18 protein-coding genes are annotated in these 17,902 nt (G+C 69.3%); 13 read left to right on the top strand and 5 right to left on the bottom strand.

Going from position 1 to position 17,902, the window contains the following annotated elements:
• Positions 1–11 precede the first annotated feature (11 nt).
• Positions 12–500: a hypothetical protein gene (locus tag HDC31_RS12165; RefSeq protein ID WP_113680550.1), complete on the top strand. Its 489-nt coding sequence runs from the start codon at positions 12–14 to the stop codon at positions 498–500.
• A gap of 2 nt (positions 501–502) precedes the next feature.
• Positions 503–1,036: a GNAT family N-acetyltransferase gene (locus HDC31_RS12160; RefSeq protein WP_308472276.1), complete on the top strand. Its 534-nt coding sequence runs from the start codon at positions 503–505 to the stop codon at positions 1,034–1,036.
• Here HDC31_RS12160 and HDC31_RS12155 read toward each other — a convergent pair.
• Positions 1,021–1,818, bottom strand: a complete 798-nt coding sequence (locus HDC31_RS12155) for a helix-turn-helix domain-containing protein (RefSeq protein WP_127011899.1) — start codon at positions 1,816–1,818, stop codon at positions 1,021–1,023. The genes HDC31_RS12160 and HDC31_RS12155 overlap by 16 nt on opposite strands.
• A gap of 54 nt (positions 1,819–1,872) precedes the next feature.
• On the opposite strand from HDC31_RS12155, the gene HDC31_RS12150 reads away from it, so the two are divergent.
• Positions 1,873–3,162: an MFS transporter gene (locus HDC31_RS12150; protein ID WP_113681396.1), complete on the top strand. Its 1,290-nt coding sequence runs from the start codon at positions 1,873–1,875 to the stop codon at positions 3,160–3,162.
• A gap of 22 nt (positions 3,163–3,184) precedes the next feature.
• Here the strand turns inward: HDC31_RS12150 and HDC31_RS12145 are convergent, their stop codons facing one another.
• Together HDC31_RS12145 and HDC31_RS12140 are read right to left on the bottom strand one after the other, a co-directional pair.
• On the bottom strand, positions 3,185–4,420 hold the full coding sequence (locus HDC31_RS12145; RefSeq protein WP_179516149.1) for an acyl-CoA dehydrogenase family protein: 1,236 nt from the start codon (positions 4,418–4,420) through the stop codon (positions 3,185–3,187).
• Positions 4,421–4,482: 62 nt separating this feature from the next.
• On the bottom strand, positions 4,483–5,145 hold the full coding sequence (locus HDC31_RS12140) for a TetR/AcrR family transcriptional regulator (protein ID WP_046748814.1): 663 nt from the start codon (positions 5,143–5,145) through the stop codon (positions 4,483–4,485).
• 60 nt (positions 5,146–5,205) lie between these two features.
• Here HDC31_RS12140 and HDC31_RS12135 point away from each other — a divergent pair, with 60 nt between their 5' ends.
• The 3 genes from HDC31_RS12135 (at position 5,206) to sucD (ending at position 7,771) form a co-directional block, all read left to right on the top strand.
• Positions 5,206–5,559, top strand: a complete 354-nt coding sequence (locus tag HDC31_RS12135) for a DUF2510 domain-containing protein (protein ID WP_113681394.1) — start codon at positions 5,206–5,208, stop codon at positions 5,557–5,559.
• A gap of 115 nt (positions 5,560–5,674) precedes the next feature.
• Positions 5,675–6,841, top strand: a complete 1,167-nt coding sequence (gene sucC / locus HDC31_RS12130) for an ADP-forming succinate--CoA ligase subunit beta (protein ID WP_179516148.1) — start codon at positions 5,675–5,677, stop codon at positions 6,839–6,841.
• Positions 6,842–6,868: 27 nt separating this feature from the next.
• Positions 6,869–7,771, top strand: coding sequence for a succinate--CoA ligase subunit alpha (gene sucD / locus HDC31_RS12125; protein WP_046748816.1), 903 nt, complete (start codon positions 6,869–6,871; stop codon positions 7,769–7,771).
• Positions 7,772–8,041: 270 nt separating this feature from the next.
• On the opposite strand, the gene HDC31_RS12120 is transcribed toward sucD, so the two are convergent.
• Entirely contained in the window at positions 8,042–8,620 is a 579-nt protein-coding gene (locus tag HDC31_RS12120; protein ID WP_113681392.1) for a TetR/AcrR family transcriptional regulator, read from the bottom strand.
• Positions 8,621–8,696: 76 nt separating this feature from the next.
• Between HDC31_RS12120 and HDC31_RS12115 the strand changes: the two genes are divergently transcribed.
• On the top strand, positions 8,697–9,098 hold the full coding sequence (locus HDC31_RS12115) for a VOC family protein (protein ID WP_113681391.1): 402 nt from the start codon (positions 8,697–8,699) through the stop codon (positions 9,096–9,098).
• Between the two features lie 148 nt (positions 9,099–9,246).
• Here HDC31_RS12115 and HDC31_RS12110 read toward each other — a convergent pair whose 3' ends face one another.
• Positions 9,247–10,722, bottom strand: a complete 1,476-nt coding sequence (locus tag HDC31_RS12110) for an NCS2 family permease (RefSeq protein WP_061018553.1) — start codon at positions 10,720–10,722, stop codon at positions 9,247–9,249.
• A 90-nt stretch (positions 10,723–10,812) separates the two neighbouring features.
• Here HDC31_RS12110 and HDC31_RS12105 point away from each other — a divergent pair, with 90 nt between their 5' ends.
• The 6 genes from HDC31_RS12105 (at position 10,813) to HDC31_RS12080 (ending at position 17,778) form a co-directional block, all read left to right on the top strand.
• Positions 10,813–12,189, top strand: coding sequence for a DUF6350 family protein (locus HDC31_RS12105; RefSeq protein WP_179516147.1), 1,377 nt, complete (start codon positions 10,813–10,815; stop codon positions 12,187–12,189).
• Positions 12,190–12,251: 62 nt separating this feature from the next.
• Complete coding sequence (gene purN / locus HDC31_RS12100) at positions 12,252–12,839, top strand: phosphoribosylglycinamide formyltransferase (RefSeq protein ID WP_113681388.1); 588 nt, start codon at positions 12,252–12,254, stop codon at positions 12,837–12,839.
• A 34-nt stretch (positions 12,840–12,873) separates the two neighbouring features.
• On the top strand, positions 12,874–14,481 hold the full coding sequence (purH, locus tag HDC31_RS12095) for a bifunctional phosphoribosylaminoimidazolecarboxamide formyltransferase/IMP cyclohydrolase (RefSeq protein WP_179516146.1): 1,608 nt from the start codon (positions 12,874–12,876) through the stop codon (positions 14,479–14,481).
• 168 nt (positions 14,482–14,649) lie between these two features.
• A complete protein-coding gene (locus HDC31_RS12090) occupies positions 14,650–16,161 on the top strand; it encodes a DNA-3-methyladenine glycosylase 2 family protein (protein ID WP_179516145.1) in 1,512 nt (503 codons plus the stop codon).
• Positions 16,158–16,655, top strand: coding sequence for a methylated-DNA--[protein]-cysteine S-methyltransferase (locus tag HDC31_RS12085; protein WP_046748824.1), 498 nt, complete (start codon positions 16,158–16,160; stop codon positions 16,653–16,655). Before HDC31_RS12090 ends, HDC31_RS12085 begins: the two co-directional genes overlap by 4 nt.
• Before the next feature lie 79 nt (positions 16,656–16,734).
• Complete coding sequence (locus tag HDC31_RS12080) at positions 16,735–17,778, top strand: dipeptidase (protein WP_113681455.1); 1,044 nt, start codon at positions 16,735–16,737, stop codon at positions 17,776–17,778.
• The last annotated feature ends 124 nt before the right edge of the window (positions 17,779–17,902 follow it).

Raw genomic sequence — 17,902 nt, 5'->3', positions numbered from 1 at the left:
TCCTGGAAGGGATGAAAGAAGTACAGGGCCCGACCCCCGCAGGCACCTCCCGTCCATACCGTTCGCTCCCGGAGGCGCTGCGCGCGCACCGCATCGACCCGTCGAACCACGCGTTCATCACGGCGATCGTCGAGGCCATCGGGATCAGTTCGTTCATCGACCGCGGTCGATACATCGAGGCGATCCGTCGTGGCGAGGGAGCATCCCTCCACATCGGCCGCACCTACACGAACGGCTTCACGGAAGACGAGCGACTCATCGTCGGTTCCGCGCCGTTGCGACTGCAGCCCAGTGAGGGGCGCCCGCCGTACTTCTACGTCAGTCACCCGAGCGAGTTCATCCCGCTGACTCCGCAGCGTGCGGCGAAGCGTGCGACGACTCCTCGCGTCTCCGCCCCCCGCGCGGAGAAGGCGCCGAAGCCCGTCGAGGAGCGCGACTACGGCGTCTGCGACGTGTGCTTCATGGTGAAGACGCCGTCCGGCGGCTGCGGCTGCGACTGAGCGTGAGCGTCGCGCTCGGACCCGAGGCGGATCGACCGGTGATCCGGCTCGCCGACCTGTCCGGAGCCGATGCGCACGAGGTCGGCGCTGCGGTGCGGGCATATCTGCTGCAGACCGAGCGTGAGAAGAGGCAGCAGGAAGGCGGCAGCGCGCCCGATCCCTCCGGAGCACTTCCCGAGCGCTATCGCCGCGAGATCGATGACCCCTCAGCGGCCTACGCGGGTCACCGCGTGCGTGTGGCCCAGCTCGGCGATCGCGTCGTCGGGGTCGTCGTGCTCTCCGTGAGCGACGACGTGGCCGAGATCAAGCGCTTGTGGGCGGTGCCGGAGGTGCGTGGCCGAGGCGTCGGGTCCGCACTGCTCGACGCCGCGCTCCACGACGCGCGCGACCTCGGCGCCGCGCGGGTGCGCCTGTCGGTCTGGGCCTGGCGGGCCGGGCCGGTGCGCCTCTATGAATCGCGAGGCTTCGAACGCGTCCCGTCCTGGGACGAGCGTGCGCGCCTCGTGTGCATGGAGCTGTCTCACACCGCGGGCTGAGACTGTCGGTATCGGCCGGGGGTCATCCCCACGAGCGGCGTGAACTGCTCGATGAACTGGCTCGTCGTCGCCCAGCCGCACGCGGCAGCCGTCCCGGTGACCGAAGCTCCGTCCGCGAGCAGGACGAGTGCGCGGTGCACCCGCAGCTGGAGACGCCATTGCCGATAGCCCATCCCGGTCTCCTGCTGGAACAGGCGGCTCAGCGTCCGTTCGGCCGTACCGGTGCGCATGCCGAGCTCACCCAGCGGCACGGGGCGGGCGAGGTCATGCTCGACGATGCGCGCCGCCCTGCGCAGTCGCGGATCTCGGGGCTCGGGCAGATGCAGCGGCTGCTCCGGCGCCGTCACCGCCTCGTCGACGACGACATGACGCAGATGGTCCAGTGCGCTGGAGCTGCGGGGGCGGTCGGACGTCATCGCGAGCAGCGCCTCCCGCGCAAGAGGCGTGGCGACGAGAACGGCAGGAGCGGAGGGCAGGAGTGCTGCGAGTTCGTCGTCCAGGTGCACGATGCGCATGTCGGTGCGACCGTGCGCACGATGGCGATGCTCGGCGCCGGCGGGCACCCAGGCCATGCGCGTGGAGGGCGCGATCCAGGCTCCGTCGTCGGTGAGCAGGGAGAGCACACCGGAGGCGGCATGCACCAGATGTCCGAGCGGATGAGCATGACGCGGAGATGTCTCGGCGTGCGCGAACCGGTAGGCGCCCTCCAGGGGGAGAGTGGTCAGCGCGTCGAAATCGACCAGGTGCAGGTCGACCATTCGGGATTGGCGGGTATTCGACATCAGACTGCAGTGTACGTGTTTCCTGACGCACGGCGCGGATGCTGGACTCGAAGCATGACCACCATGCAGGAACCGTTCGACACCGCCCCGACCCCACTGACGCCGTCCGTTCGTCGTGGTGGAGTCCTCACCGGGATCTATGTCGGCGTCGGCCTGCTCCTGATCGCGCTGAACCTCCGCATGGGCGTCGCCTCGGTCGGGCCCGTGCTCCCCGCGATGGAGCGGAGCCTCGGGCTCCCGGCAGCCGCGGCAGGACTGCTGACCACGATCCCGGTGTTCGCGTTCGGCGCCTTCGCCTTCCTGACGCCGGCGCTGACGCGCTGGGTGGGCCTGCATCGGCTGCTCGCCCTGACCATGGTCGTCGTGGCGATCGGCATCGGCGTCCGCCTGCTTCCCTCACCCGTGGCGTTGTTCGGCGGCACTGTGCTGGTCGGCGCGGGCATCGCAGTGGCGAACGTGTGCATGCCCGCTGTCATCAAGCAGGACTTCGCCCACCGCGTCGGGCTCATGATGGGGCTGTACTCGACCGCGCTCTTCCTCGGTGCTGCGGCGGCTGCGGCCCTCACGGTGCCCTTCATGACCGCTCTCGACGGTTCCTGGCGTGGTGCCCTCGCGGTCTGGGCGATTCCCGCCGTGCTCGCGCTGGTGGTGTGGCTGCCGTGGGCGTTGCGCGGGGTCCCGGGAGCGCCGGTCCGCTCGCCCGCGACAGGCGCTCCCGCGGATGCGATCGTCGAGCCTCGAGACGAGCCGCGGATGTCGGTTCTGCTGCGTGATCCCGTCGCCTGGGCGGTCACCGGATTCATGGGGTTGCAGAGTCTGAGCTACTACGCAGCCCTGACCTGGATCCCGACCATGCTGCAGGACGCCGGCGTGCCGGTGTCCGAGGCGGGACTGCTGCTGTCTTACTCGAGTCTCCCGGGGATCGCCGCCGCGCTGCTCGTGCCGACGATGCTGCGACACCTGCGGCCGAGCTGGCTTCCCGTCCTGCTCTCCGCACTCCTGTGCGCGGCAGGTCTGATCGGCCTTCTGGTCGCGCCGGGCGGAGCCGCGCCCTGGGTGTGGATGACCCTCCTCGGACTCGGTCAGGGTGCGGCCATCGCGCTGTCGCTGACCTACATCGTGCTGCGTGCCCCCGACGCACAGCACACCGCGCACCTGTCGACCATGGCCCAGGGGATCGGCTACCTGCTGGCAGGGCTCGGCCCGATCGGTCTTGGCGTGCTGCACGCTGCCGTCGGAGGGTGGGGCGTCCCCGTCGTGGCGCTGGTCCTGCTGCTCGGCGTCCAGGCCGTGGCCGGGGCGGCAGCGAGTCGCGAGCGCCACGTGCGCGCGCGGCGCAGGTGAACCGGTCCTCGCGGACGGAGGCTCAGGCGAAGGCGCTCATCCCCGTGATGTCGCGTCCGAGCAGCAGGGCCTGCACGCTCTCGGTGCCCTCGTAGGTGTGGATCGCCTCGATATCGGCCAGGTGCTGCATCACGCCGTTCTCGAGCAGGATGCCGTTGCCGCCGAGCAGGTCACGGGCGGTCGAGGCGATCCGGCGCGCGGCACGCGTGTTGTGGAACTTCGCCAGCGACGCCTGAGTCGGACGCAGCTCGCCGGCCGTCTCGAGGTCGGCCATGCGCCGGCAGTACAGCTGCATGGCTGTGAGGTCTTCGAGCATGTGGGTGAGGCGCTCCTGGACCATCTGGAACTTCGCCAGGGGCTTTCCGAACTGCACGCGCTGGGTCGCGTAGGCCAGCGCCGCTTCGTAGCAGGCGGTCGCGTGCCCCAGTGCCGACCAGGCGACACCGGAGCGGGTGGCGTAGAGCACGGTCGATGCGTCCTTGAAGCTCTTCGTCCCCGGCAGTACGGCATCGAGCGGCACCCGCACGTCGTCGAGCTCGATGTGGGCCTGGTGGATGGCGCGCAGCGAGGCCTTGCCGCGGATCACGGTGCCGGTGTAGCCGGGGGTGTCCTGCTCGACGAGGAAGCACCGGACGGCACCGTGATCGTCGGCGCCCTCGTCGTCGACACGCGCCCAGACGAACGTGACACCGCCGGAGGCGCCGTTGCCGATCCACTTCTTCGTGCCGCGGATGACCCAGCTCTCGCCGTCGCGGCGGGCGACCGTCTCCAGCGATACCGAGTCGGAGCCGTGATCAGGCTCGGTCAGAGCGAACGAACCGAGCACCGAACCGTCGGCGAGGGCCGTCAGCCATCGCTCCTGTTGCGCGGGGGAGCCGAACAGGGCCAGGGTGCGCAACGCGAGTCCGCCCTGCACCGCGAGGATCGTGCCCAGCGAGCCGTCACCGCGGGAGATCTCCATGTTCACGAGGCCTGCGGCGAGGGGCGACAGGCTCGTGAGCGACGGGTGCTGGACCCCGTCGACGACGAGGTCCATCTCGCCCATCCGGCGTGCGGCATCGAGCGGGTACTCGGCACGGTCCCAGGCATCCGCCATCTGCGGGGCGACCTCGTCGACGTAGGCCTTCGCGCGGTCCCACGCCTCCCGGTCGGCGGAGGGGATGTCGGTGAAGACCGCGTAGTAGTCGCTGTCCTGACGTCCGGTGATGTCGTACGACGAGACGCGCTCGCCGGGGAAGGGGGAGGCTGCAGTGCTCATGGGGCTCCTTCGTGGCACCAAGTATCGTACTCCTCGATACTGGGTTCCACGACCGGGACGCGTCAGTCGAGCTGGGACTGCAGCCTGCGGCTCACCTCTGCGATGGGCATGGAGCGGGGGAAGACGGCGACCACCATGTCATCCGGAGCGGACGCGGCCTCATCGGCCGCGACACCGTAGCGCCGCCGCACATCGACCAGCGCCGTCTGGAGCGTAGACAGCGGCACCTTCTTGCGGCCACGCAGCAGCTGGCGCAGCACGTGGTTGTGCACCGCTGTGACCAGAGCGGCGAAGCCGACAGCGTCGAGCGGATCGACGCCGGGAAGCGCGCTGCGCAGGTAGTCGTCGAACAGTCGTTCGTAGCGGAAGACCGTGATGATCTCGCGCTCGCGCAGCACGGGGACCTGGCGCACGATCTGGTAGCGACGCCTGGCGAGTTCCGGGTCGCGGGCGAAGTGCGCGAAGACGGATTCGGAGGCGGCGCACACGGCACCCCATGGATCGTCATGACCCTCGTCGAGGAACTCCCTGAGCTGCTCGAGGAGCACCTCGTGATCCGCGAAGACGACGTCCTCCTTGCCGCCGAACTGACGGAAGAACGTCGAGCGGGAGACCCCGGCGGCCTTCGCGATCTGCTCCACCGAGGTCTGGTCGAACCCCTGGGCGTTGAAGAGTTCGAGCGCGGCGGCGACGACGCCGGTGCGCAGTTCTGCGGATTCGTGCATGGCGAAAGCCTAGACCGGAGCGCGCGGAGACGCCCAGGCATCGCCGTCATACTGAGGAGCGTGAGAGACGACGGGATCCCGGCCGGCTGGTTCGACACGCGGCGACGTGGCACCCGGCGGTGGTGGGACGGGGTGCGGTGGACCGAGCACATCCGGGTGCGGGGGCGGGAGACCACCCTGGCGGACGACGGGGCCTCGGTGCGCCGCCAACTCCTGATGGTCGAGGTCGTGCTGGCCGTCGTCCTCGTGGTCGCGATCCTGGTCGCCTTCGTGGGCGGTCTGCCCGTGGTCGTCGTGCGTCCGCTGATCGTCGCGGTCGGTGCCGCGCTCGTGTTCACGCCGTTCGCGATCAGGCGTCAGCTCCGCTTGGCCGGCATGCCGGTGCGACGAGTCGGCGTTCCCCCGCTGCGTTGAGGGAGGGCGGCCTCGCGGCCGCAGGAGCGCCCAGGCCGAGGTAGTAGGCTGGGGGACTGGTCGATGTCTCGACATCGAGAGAATTACCAGACAGCAGCCCAGTGAAGGAACCACAGTGGATCTGTACGAGTACCAGGCACGAGACGTTTTCGAAAAGTACGGAGTGCCGGTCCTCGCCGGCATCGTCGCGGACACCCCTGAAGAGGTGAGGGCGGCCGCCGAGAAGATCGGTGGAGTGGTCGTCGTCAAGGCTCAGGTGAAGACCGGCGGCCGTGGAAAGGCGGGCGGCGTCAAGGTCGCCAAGACGCCCGACGAGGCGTACGAGGCAGCGAAGGCCATCCTCGGCCTCGACATCAAGGGCCACGTCGTCAAGCGCGTCATGGTCGCGCAGGGTGCGCGTATCGCCGAGGAGTTCTACTTCTCCGTGCTGCTCGACCGTGCCAACCGCTCCTACCTGAGCCTCTGCTCGGTCGAGGGCGGCATGGAGATCGAAGAGCTCGCGGTCGAGCGCCCCGAGGCGCTCGCGCGCGTCGAGGTCAACCCGCTGACGGGCATCGACAAGGAGAAGGCCGTCGAGATCGCTCGTGCGGCCAACTTCCCCGAAGACCTCGTCGACAAGGTGTCCGACGTCTTCGTGAAGCTGTTCGACGTGTACAAGGGTGAGGACGCGACGCTGGTCGAGGTCAACCCGCTCGTGCGTACCGAAGAGGGCGACATCATCGCGCTCGACGGCAAGGTCACGCTCGACGACAACGCCTCCGAGATCCGCCACCCCGAGCACGAGGCGCTCGAGGACAAGGACGCCGCCGACCCGCTCGAGGCCAAGGCCAAGGAGTCGGACCTGAACTACGTGAAGCTCGACGGCGAGGTCGGCATCATCGGCAACGGCGCGGGACTCGTCATGTCGACGCTCGACGTGGTCGCCTACGCCGGCGAGAACCACAACGGCGTGAAGCCCGCCAACTTCCTCGACATCGGTGGTGGAGCCTCGGCTGAGGTCATGGCCGCCGGCCTCGACGTCATCCTCGGCGACCCGCAGGTCAAGAGCGTCTTCGTCAACGTGTTCGGTGGCATCACGGCGTGCGACGCCGTCGCCAACGGCATCAAGGGCGCGCTCGAGACGCTGGGCGCCACGGCCTCCAAGCCGCTCGTCGTGCGTCTGGACGGCAACCGCGTCGACGCGGGTCGCGCGATCCTCGCCGAGTACGCGCACCCGCTTGTCACCCTGGCCGCAACCATGGACGAGGGCGCCGACAAGGCCGCCGAGCTCGCCAACGCCTGATCGCCTGAGACACAAGGAACCAGAGCTATGTCTATCTACCTCAACAAGGACTCCAAGGTCATCGTCCAGGGCATCACCGGCGGCGAGGGCACCAAGCACACCGCGCTGATGCTCAAGGCCGGCACCCAGGTCGTCGGTGGCGTCAACGCCCGCAAAGCCGGTACCACGGTCTCGCACACGGACAAGGACGGCAACGCCGTCGAGCTTCCCGTCTTCGGATCGGTCGCCGAGGCCATGAAGGAGACCGGCGCCGACGTGTCGATCGCCTTCGTCCCCGGCGCCTTCACGAAGGACGCGATGATCGAGGCCATCGACGCCGAGATCCCGCTGCTCGTCGTGATCACCGAGGGCGTGCCCGTCGGCGACTCGGCCGAGGCGTGGGCGTACGCGCAGAGCAAGGGCAACAAGACCCGCATCATCGGACCGAACTGCCCCGGCATCATCACCCCCGGTGAGGCGCTCGTCGGCATCACGCCCGCGAACATCACCGGCAAGGGTCCGATCGGCCTCGTGTCGAAGTCGGGCACCCTGACCTACCAGATGATGTTCGAGCTGCGCGACCTGGGCTTCTCGACCGCCATCGGCATCGGCGGCGACCCGGTCATCGGCACCACGCACATCGACGCGCTCGCCGCGTTCGAGGCCGACCCCGAGACCAAGGCGATCGTGATGATCGGCGAGATCGGCGGCGACGCCGAGGAGCGGGCGGCCGACTACATCAAGGCGAACGTCACCAAGCCCGTCGTCGGCTACGTCGCGGGCTTCACGGCCCCCGAGGGCAAGACCATGGGTCACGCGGGTGCGATCGTCTCCGGTTCCGCCGGTACCGCTCAGGCGAAGAAGGAGGCCCTCGAGGCCGCCGGCGTCAAGGTCGGCAAGACGCCGTCCGAGACGGCGGATCTGATGCGCGCGATCATCGAGTCGCTCTGATCTGAGTTACGCTTGATCTGAAGGCCCCGGGCTCCACCCCGGGGCCTTCTTTCATGCCCGGCCGCTTGACCGGCTGCATGACCCGATGACACCTGCATGACCGAGGGCCCCGTGTGGGTCATGCATCCGTGCGATGCTCATGCATCCGGGCGACGGTGCCGACAGCTGCCTCGAGAGGGGGCGTGATGGTCGTGTGGCATGTGCACGCAGCTCCTCCCGGTCGTCGGGCTTCCACCCTCGCGCGGTCGACGGTGGCCGCGCAAGCACCGCTCAGCTTCGGCTGGCAGCTGTGTCCAGAAGCGCGTCGAGTGCGCGGTGGGCCTGTTGTCGTGCCGCCGCGTCGTCCGGGCGAACGGCGAGCCAGAGGGCGAGTTCGTTCATGGCGCCGGACAGGGCTGCGGTCAGGGCGTCGAGGAGCGCGGGCGGGGCTCCTGCTTCACGCAGTCCCGTCCGCAGCTCGCGCTCCGGCCCCTCCGCGTCGAGGCGGCGCCACTCCTCCCAGCCGAGCACGGAGGGTCCGTCGATGAGGAGTACGCGCGCGGCCGTCCTGCCCGTGATGCCGTCGAGGTAGGCATGGCTCCCCTCGCGGAGTGCGGTCTCCGGGGTGCTGTCCCTCGTCGCGGCCACGATCGCCTCGGCGACGCTCTGCTGTTGGCGGGTGGCGACCGCGGCGAACAGTCCCGGCTTCGATGCGTAGTGGTGGTACACGGCCCCGCGGGTCACTCCGGCGGCGCGTGCGAGGTCATCGACGGAACAGGATGCGTAGCCGTGTTCGGCGAAGTGCGCGGTGGCGGTCTCGAGGATGCGTCGCGCCGTCTCGGCGGCGTCGGCAGCGGATGCTCGCGGCATGGGACTTCCTTTACGTGCGACTTGTATGTATTCTAGCCACCGATGTTACAAACACACTGTATGTAAAGGAGAGTTCATGGAGATCACGAGCTTCTACCCGGTTCTGATGGTCGATGACGTCGCCGCTGCCGCGCAGTTCTATCGTGAGGAACTGGGCTTCGAGACGACGTTCGAGGCGGACTGGTACGTGAGCCTGCGCGTCGAAGGAGGAGAGCTCGCGCTCCTCGACCGGGGTCACGAGACGATCCCCGATGGCTTCCGTGAGCCCGTCCGAGGTCTGCTGCTCAACGTCGAGGTCGTCGACGCGACGGCAGCGCACCGTCGGCTCGTGGGTGAGCACGGGTTGGTCGAGCGCCTCGCGCTTCGGGACGAGACCTTCGGGCAGCGTCACTTCATCGTCGAGGCGCCCGGGGGTGTGCTGATCGACGTGATCGAGCCCATCGCGCCGTCAGCGGAGTTCGCCGAGGCCTATTCCTGAGGCCCTGTCGGATGCATGATCGGCCGACACCTGCATGACCGAGGACCCCGTGTGGGCAATGCATCCGTGCGACGGTCATGCATCCGGGCGACGGTACCGAACAGAAAGAGGGGCGGATGCCGCAGCATCCGCCCCTCGTGTTCTCGCGTCAGATCCCGACGCCGAACAGCGCCTCGATGGGGCCTCTCGCGAAGAAGATCAGGAAGCCGGCGCCGACGACCCACAACAGCGGGCTGATGGTCTTCGCCTTGCCCGAGAACGCGTGGATGAGCACCCAGCTGACGAAGCCCGCCCCGATGCCGTTCGCGATCGAGTAGGTGAGCGGCATGACCGAGACGGTGAGGAACACCGGCAGCAGCACGCGGAAGTCGCTGAAGTCGATGTAGCGGATCTGCGCCATCATCATCGCACCCACGATGATCAGGGCCGCGGCCGCGATCTCGGTCGGGACGATGGAGGTCAGCGGGGTCAGGAACATCGCGATCAGGAACACGACACCCGTGACGACGTTCGCGAGTCCCGTACGGGCTCCCTCGCCGATACCGGCACCCGACTCGATGAAGACGGTGCTGGAGGACGACGAGGTCGCACCACCGGCGATCGCGCCGACGCCCTCGACGACCAGTGCCGACTTGATGCGGGGGAAGTCCCCGTTGTCGTCGGCGAGGTTCGCCTCCTTCGCCAGGCCGGTCATGGTTCCCATGGCGTCGAAGAAGTTCGTGAAGAGCAGCGTGAAGACGATCATCACGATCGCGACCAGGCTGACCTTGCTCAGGTCGAAGCTGAAGTCGACGGCGCCGATCAGGCTGAGGTCCGGGATGCCGATGGGGGAGCCGTTCAGTGCCGGGACCGTGAGGCCCCAGCCGCCGGGGTTGACCACGTTGCCCTCGTCGTCGAAGCCGCGGGCGCCGATGTGCCAGATCGCCTCGACGATGACTGCGAGCACGGTGCCGCCGATGAGGCCGATGAGCATGCCGCCCTTGACCTTGAGGGCGACGAGGATGCCGGTGAGGAGCAGGGTGATCACGAACAGCAGGGTCGGCACGGTCGCGACCGAGCCGTTGACGCCGAGCCCGACCGGAGGGGACGAGGCGCCGGTCGCGGTGACGAAGCCCGAGTTGACGAAGCCGATGAAGGCGATGAACAGGCCGATGCCGACCGTGATGGCGATCTTCAGCTGGAAGGGCACGGCGTCGAAGATCGCCTTCCGCAGCCCGGTGGCCGCGAGCAGCACGATCACGACACCGTTGATCATCACGAGTGCCATCGCCTCGGGCCAGGTCACCTGCCCGACCACGGAGAACGCGACGAAGGCGTTGATGCCGAGTCCTGCGGCGAAACCGAAGGGCAGGCGCGTCACGAGACCGAACAGGATCGTCATGACGCCGGCGGTCAACGCGGTGGCGGCGCCGACGGCGTTGAAGCTGAGCATGTCTCCGGCGACGTCGGGCTTGCCGGAGAGGATGATCGGGTTGAGGATCACGATGTAGGCCATCGTGACGAACGTCACCAGACCTCCTCGGATCTCGGTGCCGATCGTGGATCCGCGCTTGCTGATCTCGAAGAAGCGGTCCAGGGAGTTCTTGGGCTCGGTGGGTGCCGGGGCGGGCGGGGCAGTTGTCATCGGGAAACCTCCGGAGAAACGCTATCGTGTCGCCGACCCCACGCGCGCCCCCGGGGCTTCGTCGGGAACTCGTCGTAGTCTCGAAGCGCTATGCAACGCCTCCTCGTCGCGCTCCTCGCCGCCTTCGACGCCGCCATCGCCGCGGCGGTCGGTCTCGTCGTGCTGCTCGCGCCGTTGACGCTGCTGTGGACTCTCGCCTTCGGGATCAGCGCCGACTGGGGTGCGCTCTGGCCGCTCACCGGCACGCTCTGGGAGTTCGGACACGGGGTGCCGCTGGCGGTGACGATTCCTGACGAGCTTCTGGTCGCCCTCGCGATCCCCGCCCAGGCCGCCTCGTTCGCGGTGTCGATCACCCCGCTGGCATTCCTGCTCTTCACACTGCTGTTCGCCGCGCGCTCCGGAGCCAGAGCCGCCACGGCGGGAACCTGGCTGCTCGGCGTGGTGTCCGGCACCGTGGTGTTCACCGCGATCTCCGCCGGTGTCGCGCTGACGGCGCGGCTGGATGCGGCGCAGACGCCCCTCCTGCTCGCGATCGCCCTTCCCGCGGCGGTCTACTTCGTCGGCGCGCTGTGCGGCGCCGTCCGGATCGCCTGGGAAGAGGGCGACGGCGGCATCCTCGACCGTCTGCACGATCGCATCGACGTCCGCGACGACTGGGCACCGGTCCCCGCCGCCGTCGTTCGAGGCGCGGCCTTCACCCTGATGGGCGTGGTCGGCGCTTCTGCTCTGGCCCTCGCGGTGGTGACGCTGTTCCGGGGAGGTGAAGTCGTCGCGCTTTTCCAGGCCTCGCGCGTCGATGCGCTGGGTGCGACGGTGATGACCCTGGCGCAGCTGGTGTACCTGCCGACCCTCATCGTCTGGGTCGCGTCCTGGCTCGCCGGCCCCGGGTTCGCCGTCGGCGTCGGCACCGCGGTGTCGCCTGCGGGCACCCAGCTGGGAGTCGTGCCCGGCATCCCCGTGTTCGGACTGCTGCCCGAGAACAGCTCGATGTGGATGCTGATCGTGGTGCTCGTCCCGATCGCCGCCGGAGCGTTCGCGGGGTGGGCGGTTCGCTCCCGTCTCCTCTGGGAGGGCACTCCGCTGGGAACGGCGCAGCGTGCCGTCATCGCGGTGGGGATCGCGGTCGTCACCGCCGGTATCGCCGGGATCGCCGCCGTGCTGGCGAGCGGGTCGATGGGACCGGGACGGCTGTCGGACGTCGGACCAGCGGCGCTGCCCTTCATGCTCGCCCTGGGCCTCGAGGTGCTCGTCGGCGCCGCGATCCTGCTCCTGTCCCCACGACATCGCGATGAACTGGCGGAGGAGCGCACCGATCGGTGGATAGCCGAGATGTCCGAGCTCGATCCGAGCGCAGCGTCCGTGGTCCCGGTGCCTGGCATCCCCTTGCCCCACACGCAGGCCTTCGATGACACGGCTCCGCTGGATGATGTCCGCGGTTTCACGCCGCCGAGGGACGACCGCGACTGACGGCTCCCGGTGTGCGTGCGACGCAGGCGGAACGAGCTTCGGCGCCCCGGTAGACTGGGCGCGTGCTCACGGTCGCCGTTCTCATCTCGGGCACCGGCTCGAATCTTCGCGCCCTCCTCGAGGCCGCTCGTCATCCCGATTTTCCCGCCAGGGTGATCGTGGTCGGCGCCGATCGCGAAGCCGAGGGGCTCGCCCATGCCGAGGAGTTCGGCGTCCCCAGTTTCACGGTGCCGTGGCATGAGCACGAGAGTCGCGAGGCGTGGGGTGCGGAACTCGCCGGCCAGCTCGCCGTCTGGAAGCCGGACCTCGTCGTGCTCAGCGGGCTCATGCGCCTGCTTCCGCCGTCGCTCGTCGCACAGTACTCGCCTCGCCTCATCAACACGCACCCGGCGTTCCTGCCCGAGTTCCCCGGCGCCCACGGCGTCCGCGACGCGCTCGCGGCCGGCGTCGCCGAGACCGGGGCCAGCGTGATCGTCGTCGATGACGGCGTCGACACCGGTCCGATCCTCGCCCAGGAGCGCGTCCCCATCCTCGACGGCGACACCGAGCACAGCCTGCACGAGCGCATCAAGCCCGTCGAGCGCCGACTGCTCATCGACGTGGTCCGCAGAATCGCCACTGGCGACCTCGTCCTCAGCTCTTCCTCCTGACCCCCACCCGACGCCCCGCACGAAGGAGCCCATCATGGCCGGCCCCCGCCACGACCCCACGCTCTACCGCGATCGCGACACCGTGCCGATCAGGCGCGCGCTCGTCTCGGTGAGCGACAAGACCGACCTGCTCCTGCTGGCTGCGGCTCTGGCTGAGGCGGGTATCGAGATCGTCTCGACGGGTTCGACGGCGTCGACCATCCGCGAGGCGGGATTCGAGGTCACCGACGTCGCCGCCGTGACCGGCGTCGCAGAGATGCTCGACGGTCGCGTCAAGACGCTGCACCCGAACATCCACGGCGGCCTGCTCGCCGATCTGCGTCTCGAGGACCACGAGCGCCAGCTCGCCGACCTCGACATCACTCCCTTCGAGCTCGTGGTCGTGAACCTCTACCCGTTCATCGAGACCGTCGCCTCCGGCGCGGTCGGTGACGACGTGGTCGAGCAGATCGACATCGGCGGCCCCGCGATGGTACGCGCCGCGGCCAAGAACCACGCGAACGTGGCGATCGTCGTCTCGCCGCAGTCGTACCCCGGCATCATCGCGGCGATCGGCGAGGGCGGCACCTCGTTGACGCAGCGTCGTGAGCTCGCCGCCCGAGCATTCGCGCACACAGCGGCGTACGACACCGCGGTCGCCTCGTGGTTCGCCGAGGGGACGCTGCAGGATGACGGCGATCTGCCGACGCATCTCACGATCCAGGCTGAGCGGCTCGCGACGCTCCGCTACGGCGAGAACTCGCACCAGCGCGGCGCGATCTACACGCGCGCCGGTGGACACGGCATCGCCCAGGCCACGCAGCTGCAGGGCAAGGAGATGTCGTACAACAACTACGTCGACGCCGATGCCGCCCTGCGCGCGGCATACGACATGGTCAAGCCGGCTGTCGCCATCATCAAGCACGCCAACCCGTGCGGTATCGCGACCACGGCGCCGAACGCGCTCGACCCGATCGCCAGCGCCCACCTGCGTGCGCATGAGTGCGACCCCGTCTCGGCATACGGTGGTGTGATCGCGGCCAACGGCACAGTCACGCTGAAGATGGCCGAGAACCTCAAGGACATCTTCACCGAGGTCATCGTCGCGCCGTCGTTCGAGCCCGCGGCGCTCGAGGTGTTCAAGGCGAAGAAGAACCTGCGCCTGCTGCAGCTGCCCGAGGACTGGCAGCAGGAGCGCATGGACGTGCGTCTCGTCTCCGGTGGGCTGCTGCTGCAGGATGCCGACCGGTTCCCCGACGACATCGTCTCCGTCGCGAAGAACTGGGAGCTGGTCTCGGGTGAGCGTCCGACCGACGAGGAGATGGAGAACCTCATCTTCGCGTGGAAGGCCTGCCGAGCGGTCAAGTCGAACGCGATCGTGCTCGCGAAGGACAACGCCACGGTGGGCGTGGGCATGGGCCAGGTCAACCGCGTCGACTCCTGCCGCCTCGCGGTCGAGCGTGCAGGGGACCGGGCGGCCGGATCCGTCGCTTCCTCCGACGCGTTCTTCCCCTTCGCCGACGGCGCTCAGGTGCTGATCGATGCCGGCGTCACGGCGATCGTGCAGCCGGGCGGTTCCGTGCGCGACGAGGAGGTCGTGGACGCGGCGCGCAAGTCCGGCGTCACGATGTTCTTCACCGGTGAGCGCCACTTCTTCCACTGAACGCGCGCCTGCGCATACCTCGAGACCCACTCTCCACGCCGAGACCCACACGCGCCCACTGCGGCGGCGATGGGTGTCGGCGAGGCGGGTGGGTCTCGGCGTTCGTGCCCGGACAGTCATGTCCGATTTCCGCCAGTCGTTGTCGGTGGGGCGTGACACAGTGGAGGCATGAGCTTCCCCGTGACGGACTTCGACGAGCGTTACCGTGCGATCAGCGCGCGCGACACCCGCTTCGACGGGCAGTTCGTGACGGCCGTCCGTTCGACCGGGATCTACTGCCGTCCGAGCTGCCCCGCGCGCACGCCCAAACCCCAGAACGTGACGTTCTATCCGACCAGCGCCGCAGCGCACGAGGCCGGGTATCGCGCCTGCAAGCGCTGCCTGCCCGAGGCCGCTCCCGGCTCGCCGGCGTGGGATATCCGCGGCGACACCGCCGCGCGAGCGATGCGGTTGATCTCCGACGGCGTCGTGGAACGGGAGGGCGTGCCGGGCCTGGCCGCGCGACTGGGCTATTCCGGTCGGCACCTCACGAGGCTGCTGACCACCGAACTCGGCGCCGGGCCGCTCGCACTGGCGCGGGCACACAGGGCGCACACCGCGCGCATGCTCCTCGTCGGCACCGACATGCCCATCTCGGATGTCGCGTTCTCCGCCGGGTTCGCAAGCATCCGACAGTGCAACGACACGATCCGCGAGGTCTTCGGCCTCACGCCGGGGGAGCTCAGGGCGCGGCGACGGCTTCCGGCGTCCGCGGCTCCCGGCTCGATCGACCTCGTGCTGCCCTATCGCGGTCCACTCGACGCGAGCGGCGTCTTCGCCTGGATGGCGGCGCGTGCGATCCCCGGCGTCGAAGAGACCATGGCGACGTCCTTCTCGCGTCACCTCCGCATGGCCGGTGGTCCCGCCTGGTTCGAGGTGCGTCAGGAGGAGGGTGAGCGCCTGCACCTGCGGGCACGCGTCGCGCGGCTGGGGGACCTGGCACCGCTGGTCTCGACCGTGCGACGCATCTTCGACCTCGATGCCGACCCGCTGGCGATCGACGAGGCGCTCTCGGAACACGACGAGATCGCGCCGCTCGTCGCGCGCACCCCCGGCATCCGCGTGCCGGGGTCGGCTGATCCGCATGAGATGCTCATCCGCGCCATGGTGGGGCAGCAGATCACCGTGGTCGCCGCCAGAACCGCGCTCACGGCACTCACCGAGGCGCTGGGGGAGCGCACCGAGAACGGACTGCTCTTCCCGACGATGACGGCGATCGCCGCCCATGGAGCCGAGGTGCTGCGAGGGCCGGCCGCCCGTATCCGCGCGATCACCGGCGCTGCGGCCGCTCTCGCCGACGGATCCCTGACGCTCACGGTCGGAGATGACGGCGTCGACCAGCGTGCTGCCCTGCTCGCGATGCCCGGCATCGGACCCTGGACAGCCGACTACGTGCGCATGCGTGTGCTCGGCGATCCGGATGTGCTGCTCCCGGGAGACGTCGCGCTGCGCGCCGGCGCGGCGGCCTCCGGCCTGCCGGGCGAGCCACGGGCGCTCACCGACTGGGCCCTGCGCGCGGCACCATGGCGCAGCTATCTGAGCGCGCATCTATGGCGCGCCGCTCCGGTGCGCCCCGTCGGGCCGCGGCGGGTCCCCGCAGCGCACCGTCCCACCGACATCACGACGAAGGAGAACTCATGACCGCCCTCATCCAGACCATCGAGACGCCGGACGGCGCCTTCACGATCCTCGCCGACGACCATCAGCGCGTGCTGGCCTCGGGCTGGACGTCCGACGTCGAGGCGATCCTCGGGCGGCTGTCGGCGGCGAACCGTCCGGAGGCGCTGCGCGATGGTGCGACGGACGCCGCGGACGCGGTGGTCGCCTATTACGCGGGCGACCTCTCGGCCATCGACGATGTCGCCGTGAAGCAGACCGGCACCGCACTCCAGCTCGCCGGCTGGTCGGCGCTCCGGGAGATCGAGCCGGGCGGGCCGCTGACCTACACCGGTTTCGCCTCACGCCTGGACAACCCCCGGGCCGTTCGGGCTGCGGCGTCCATCTGCGCCCGCAACGCCCCGGCGCTCTTCGTGCCCTGCCACCGGGTGCTGCGCACCGACGGGAGCCTCGGCGGTTTCGCGTGGGGCGTCGATGTCAAGGAGAGTCTGCTGGCCCGCGAGAGTGCCGCGGCGTGAGCCAGGAGCACCAGATCCGGCACCGGTGATGGTGCGCTACGACGAACCGTCCGTTCCGACGCGGCCATAGGCTCGAGCCGTGACCGCCATCGATGCCCTCGATCTCCACCGCCGCGCCGTCGTCGCCGATGCCCACAACGATCTGCTCTGCTCGGTGACGAGTCGTCCGCCCGCCGAGTGGTCGGACTACTTCCGGGCCCAGTGGCTGCCGCAGCTGCGCACGGGTGGTGTCGACCTGCAGGTCCTGCCCGTGTTCGTCGATGACATCTACCGGCCGGAGGGCGCGCTGCGTCGTACGTTCCGCATGATCGAAGCCGCGCACCGGGTGGCGGAAGGAAACGCGGATGCGGTGGGGCTCTGCCTCGACGGGGACGACATCGACAGGGTGATCGGTGAGGGGCGCATCGCGTTGGTGCTCGCTCTCGAGGGCATGCCCGGCATCGCCGACGATGTCGAGCTCCTCGAGACGGTGCATCGGCTCGGAGTGCGCGTCGGCTCGGTCGCCCACTTCGGTCGCAGCGCCTTCGCGGACGGAAGCGGAGAAGACGCCGCGGGCAGCCGGCTGACGCGCACGGGCGTCCAGGCGCTGGCCGAGATGGAGCGCATCGGCATGATCTTCGATGTCAGCCACCTCGGAGCGGGCGGCGTCGACCACGTGCTCGAGCTCGCCACGCGACCCGTCATGGCAACGCATTCGTCCGCCCGCGCCCTGTTCGATCACCACCGCAACCTCACCGATGCGCAGATCGCCGGAGTCGCGGAGACGGGGGGAGTCGTGTGCGTCAACTTCTTCGCCCCGTATCTGCATGCGAGCGACTACACGATCGACACCCTGATCGACCACTTCGAGCGGGTGGTGTCCGTCGCCGGGGTGGACCACGTCGGGATGGGACCAGACTTCGTCCGCGAGGTGCTCGCAGACACCACGGCCCCGTGCTGCGTGCAGACGACGATCGAGGGCGTCCCCGCCGATCGGTACCTTCCCGGGCTCGAGGGTCCGGAAGGGCTTCCGCTCGTCACCGAGGCTCTGCTGCGTCGCGGCTGGCGCGAAGCCGTTGTCCTGGCCGTGCTGGGCGGCAACCTGCAGCGCTTTCTCCGAACCGGGCTCGCTGTCCAGGGGTGAGCCACCCGAGCCACCTCGCCGCGGTCGCCGGGAAAGAGCAGGGCGAATCGGGAATGACTCTTGCTTTCAGCTGGTTCACAGCAATAGGCTGGTGGGCTGTCGCGCCAACCGGACGACATCGCCG

Origin of the sequence: Microbacterium sp. JAI119, assembly GCF_013410135.1 — a bacterium.
GTDB classification, from domain to species: Bacteria; Actinomycetota; Actinomycetes; order Actinomycetales; family Microbacteriaceae; genus Microbacterium; species Microbacterium oxydans.
Note: the sequence above shows the minus strand (reverse complement) of the source record. Positions and strands in the feature narration are given on the sequence as shown.

What these genes read in the sequence shown, in the direction of transcription:
- HDC31_RS12165 (WP_113680550.1), top strand. Translation starts at nt 12, where the DNA reads ATGAAAGAAGTACAGGGCCCGACCCCCGCAGGCACCTCCCGTCCATAC.
- HDC31_RS12155 (WP_127011899.1), bottom strand. Translation starts at nt 1,818, where the DNA reads ATGTCGAATACCCGCCAATCCCGAATGGTCGACCTGCACCTGGTCGAT.
- HDC31_RS12150 (WP_113681396.1), top strand. Translation starts at nt 1,873, where the DNA reads ATGACCACCATGCAGGAACCGTTCGACACCGCCCCGACCCCACTGACG.
- HDC31_RS12145 (WP_179516149.1), bottom strand. Translation starts at nt 4,420, where the DNA reads ATGAGCACTGCAGCCTCCCCCTTCCCCGGCGAGCGCGTCTCGTCGTAC.
- HDC31_RS12140 (WP_046748814.1), bottom strand. Translation starts at nt 5,145, where the DNA reads ATGCACGAATCCGCAGAACTGCGCACCGGCGTCGTCGCCGCCGCGCTC.
- sucD (WP_046748816.1), top strand. Translation starts at nt 6,869, where the DNA reads ATGTCTATCTACCTCAACAAGGACTCCAAGGTCATCGTCCAGGGCATC.
- HDC31_RS12120 (WP_113681392.1), bottom strand. Translation starts at nt 8,620, where the DNA reads ATGCCGCGAGCATCCGCTGCCGACGCCGCCGAGACGGCGCGACGCATC.
- HDC31_RS12115 (WP_113681391.1), top strand. Translation starts at nt 8,697, where the DNA reads ATGGAGATCACGAGCTTCTACCCGGTTCTGATGGTCGATGACGTCGCC.
- HDC31_RS12110 (WP_061018553.1), bottom strand. Translation starts at nt 10,722, where the DNA reads ATGACAACTGCCCCGCCCGCCCCGGCACCCACCGAGCCCAAGAACTCC.
- HDC31_RS12105 (WP_179516147.1), top strand. Translation starts at nt 10,813, where the DNA reads ATGCAACGCCTCCTCGTCGCGCTCCTCGCCGCCTTCGACGCCGCCATC.
- purH (WP_179516146.1), top strand. Translation starts at nt 12,874, where the DNA reads ATGGCCGGCCCCCGCCACGACCCCACGCTCTACCGCGATCGCGACACC.
- HDC31_RS12090 (WP_179516145.1), top strand. Translation starts at nt 14,650, where the DNA reads ATGAGCTTCCCCGTGACGGACTTCGACGAGCGTTACCGTGCGATCAGC.
- HDC31_RS12085 (WP_046748824.1), top strand. Translation starts at nt 16,158, where the DNA reads ATGACCGCCCTCATCCAGACCATCGAGACGCCGGACGGCGCCTTCACG.